The organism is Candidatus Thermoplasmatota archaeon, from assembly GCA_029907305.1.
Lineage (GTDB): Archaea > Thermoplasmatota > E2 > DHVEG-1 > DHVEG-1 > JARYMC01.
The window spans coordinates 1-3,173 of sequence record JARYMC010000114.1; the positions used below are offsets into that span (position 1 = coordinate 1).

The window sequence follows — 3,173 nt, forward strand, 5'->3', positions numbered from 1 at the left end:
GGATGTTAAAATTGAAGATGGTTGAATAATGAGGGGGTAAATTGAGATAGGCTATTCATAATGTGACATTGTCAAGTGATTCTGTCTACTAAATTTATCGAAACAAGATATACAAGCTATAGTGTTTTTTATTTAACCATAGATTTTTTTTCGTGTAATAAACAAACTGGTAAATTAATTTTTAGGCGAAAAACAGGTTAAAATAACCGATTAATTTATTAACCTGATTTAGGATTCTATGCGTAAGTGGGACGGGATGCAAAACAACATTGATTTAAGATCACCGAGACATGATAAAAGACCTCTTGTTATCAGGGCATTAAGGAGAAGTACTATAAGAAAGAAGATAGTGGATTATCTTTTTGAGATCAGCCCAAGTAGTAGCTATACTTCTGAGATAGCTTACCATGTAAAAACAACGCCTACAAATGTTATAGGTGCAATACGCGGCATGGAATCAAGATACAGAGAAGATGAATCATTAATCAGCCTTAATATCGTTGAACAAACAAGTGGAGGCAAAGACATAAAATTATATCGTCTAACAGATTTCGGAAGAGAAATAATGGAACAAATTAGAAGCAACAAAGACCGATAAAGATATGCACATCTTTTTTTTATGATTTTTATAATCTACCGCCTGCTTTTTTGTTGACTTCAAACATTGTTGTAACCTGATTTTCCTCAACCTGTTCTATGTTACCATCTTCGTATTTCACTACAATCCATCTACTAGGATGAGGATAAGTGTTAATTACTATCGCCCTTCGTTCAGGTACCCTAGGATCATTGTTATCTCTAACTAAGACTTCTATCCCTTTTCTTATCCCTCTATCTTGCAACATAGATATTCAACCTACATCCCACATTTATAATAAGAGGTATGCAAATATAAACTTTATTTTACTGCAGAGCAATTGTATTTAAATACAAAATTGTGTATTCAAAAAAACTTGGGAAGGTTTACTATATGAGAGGAAATACAGCATTAACGATTTTGATTTTAATACTATACCTATTTTCATTTACCCCTTTTTTAGCACATGCTCAAAATACCCCGTATAATATTATAATAGCTGATATAACATATAGTTATATTAATTATGAAAAACGTGGTACTAACATTATTGAGTTTTTTAACATAAACATAACTTTACGTAATCTAGGCGCCAATGAATCCGATGACATAACCATCGAGCTTATAGATCAAGACAATGCCCATCTTAAGAAAAACCATACTTTTTATCCTCTAGAAAAGAAAACCTTTATTTTTAGCAACCACCCGATTTCAGGTACAGGCGACCATGAGATAACAATTAATTTTTATCCTACAGATGAAACAAAAACAGCTAGCTACAACTCAGGCTCAAAAACAGTGATAATAAATAAAGACAAATCACAAACAGGTTCAACAACACCGGGTTTTGAAATAATACTAATAATAGCTGCTATTACTCTTTTTATATTTTTAAAGAAAAAGAATATACTATGATGCTTCTGTAGCAATGATCTTTACGTGATGGACCTCAGCCACGTTCGCATCAGCATATGTAACGGTATTAGGCATATGTTCAACATAATCAAACTCAGGATCATAAAAGAGATTGTTTATAGTTGGCCCCTGTTTTAATCCTAATAGGTTATTGTTTTTATCATAAAACTCTACGAATACGTTTAATTTTGTTATATTTCTCTTTGCGATGTTGTGAAAAGTGTATTGTACCTCTACTTTTACAACCACATCAACATCTTTATCATAATCATATTCAGTATAAAATTTAAGGTAAGATTTTGCTAATTCAACTACACTAGACTCTAAAAAAACATTTTTTTCTAAACTCTGCTTTGTTGTAACTCCTGTATTTTCTTGGCAGCCCGTAAAAATAGTTGTTAACAAAACAACTCCTACAAAAATTATTATAAACCCTTTTTTCAAGTAGTTTTTCCCCTCCTATTTCAATCCTCTTATATGAAAGAGTAGTATATTTAATTATTATATAGATGTTTCTAATAGGTTTTTAATATTTTTCCGGCATATAAAAATAATATGATGAGATCATGGTGAAAACTTTTAAAACATAGAATCGTATTTTGATGTAACTATAAGAGGATATGTTTGGAGGGATGTGACTAAAATGATACAAAACTCGAAAATTATTGAAAAGGTTTTAATCACCTTACTTAGTATAGTTAAGAGAAAAACTACAGAGGGCTATGCTATCTCAGTTATGGATTCTTTGATCAAGAAGCTTGAGGCTAATTATGATTTCTTGAGGCATGTGGAAATAAAAGATACTCGTTTCTCGGAGAGCGAGGAACCTGTTACGGTTATGTCCGATGTCGATTCCATTCCACCCAGTGAAGTAGGCAAAGCTATTCAATCAATCATCTCTACTATGAACGAGTCATTGAGTAAGGATGTAGGACATTTTTTTATTAAGGAAATTTCGCAGAATATTGGTGATGAGTATGATTCTGTAATGAAGGATATGGGTGTGGATCTTAATCTTATGCAGCTGGAACATGAGGTTTCTGAATTGGAAAAAAGAATGACTAACATAAGCAAAAAATAAATAATCGATATTTTTACATAAAAATTTATATTTTTAATTAGATAAGATTTGTTGTATTTATTTTTTATATGGAGTAAATGTATTTCTTAGTAAGTTATTATCTGTGGCATCATATGAATTCTTACCTATATTTTTATTAGTACATCCATATATATATTTATCTGCATATGCACCTGCATATGCACCTGCAAACAAAATATAAAAAGCCTTTATTGTTTCTTTTTTAAAAGAACACTCTAACTAAGATGTGTTTTACTAAAAGGATGGATGTGATAAAGGATGGGAAAAAACATGTATAATATTTTAAGACGTAGGAATGTTGGTGCTATGGGTGTTGGTGCGATGATTATCTTCATCGCCATGGTTGTCGTAGCTGGTATTGCAGCAGCAGTAATCATCCAAACAAGTTCAAAGCTTGAGACACAGGCTTTGAAGACTGGTGATGAGACTCTTGCTGTGGTTGCTAGTGGTGTTAAGATTTTGGGTATCGATGGTCATAACACTGATGGTGCTATTGATCAGATGGCGATTTATTTATCTGTTTTATCAGGTTCCCCTGATTTTGATATTGGCCAGGCTGTAGTTGAGCTTTCTAATTCT

General features: G+C 32.0%; 6 protein-coding genes. 4 read left to right on the top strand and 2 right to left on the bottom strand.

Translation table 11 applies throughout. The features are described from left to right. Positions 1-256: 256 nt before the first annotated feature. Positions 257-598 (top strand): archaellum operon transcriptional activator EarA family protein, encoded by a 342-nt coding sequence (locus QHH19_07050; protein MDH7518077.1) that lies wholly within the window; start codon positions 257-259, stop codon positions 596-598. 28 nt (positions 599-626) lie between these two features. Here the strand turns inward: QHH19_07050 and QHH19_07055 are convergent, their stop codons facing one another. Beyond that, on the bottom strand, positions 627-845 hold the full coding sequence (locus QHH19_07055; protein MDH7518078.1) for a hypothetical protein: 219 nt from the start codon (positions 843-845) through the stop codon (positions 627-629). Positions 846-970: 125 nt separating this feature from the next. Between QHH19_07055 and QHH19_07060 the strand changes: the two genes are divergently transcribed. Beyond that, positions 971-1,492, top strand: a complete 522-nt coding sequence (locus QHH19_07060) for a hypothetical protein (protein MDH7518079.1) — start codon at positions 971-973, stop codon at positions 1,490-1,492. On the opposite strand, the gene QHH19_07065 is transcribed toward QHH19_07060, so the two are convergent. Continuing rightward, positions 1,487-1,936, bottom strand: a complete 450-nt coding sequence (locus tag QHH19_07065; protein MDH7518080.1) for a hypothetical protein — start codon at positions 1,934-1,936, stop codon at positions 1,487-1,489. The two genes, QHH19_07060 and QHH19_07065, sit on opposite strands and share 6 nt — an antisense overlap. 190 nt (positions 1,937-2,126) lie before the next feature. Here QHH19_07065 and QHH19_07070 point away from each other — a divergent pair, with 190 nt between their 5' ends. Both QHH19_07070 and QHH19_07075 read left to right on the top strand, forming a co-directional pair. Further along, positions 2,127-2,573, top strand: a complete 447-nt coding sequence (locus QHH19_07070; GenBank protein ID MDH7518081.1) for a hypothetical protein — start codon at positions 2,127-2,129, stop codon at positions 2,571-2,573. Positions 2,574-2,852: 279 nt separating this feature from the next. Beyond that, on the top strand, positions 2,853-3,173 hold a 321-nt coding region (locus QHH19_07075; protein MDH7518082.1), incomplete at its 3' end, for a hypothetical protein.

Excerpts from the sequence above, each read along its gene's own strand:
- QHH19_07050 (MDH7518077.1), top strand. The coding sequence starts at position 257 with ATGCAAAACAACATTGATTTAAGATCACCGAGACATGATAAAAGACCT.
- QHH19_07060 (MDH7518079.1), top strand. The coding sequence starts at position 971 with ATGAGAGGAAATACAGCATTAACGATTTTGATTTTAATACTATACCTA.
- QHH19_07055 (MDH7518078.1), bottom strand. The coding sequence starts at position 845 with ATGTTGCAAGATAGAGGGATAAGAAAAGGGATAGAAGTCTTAGTTAGA.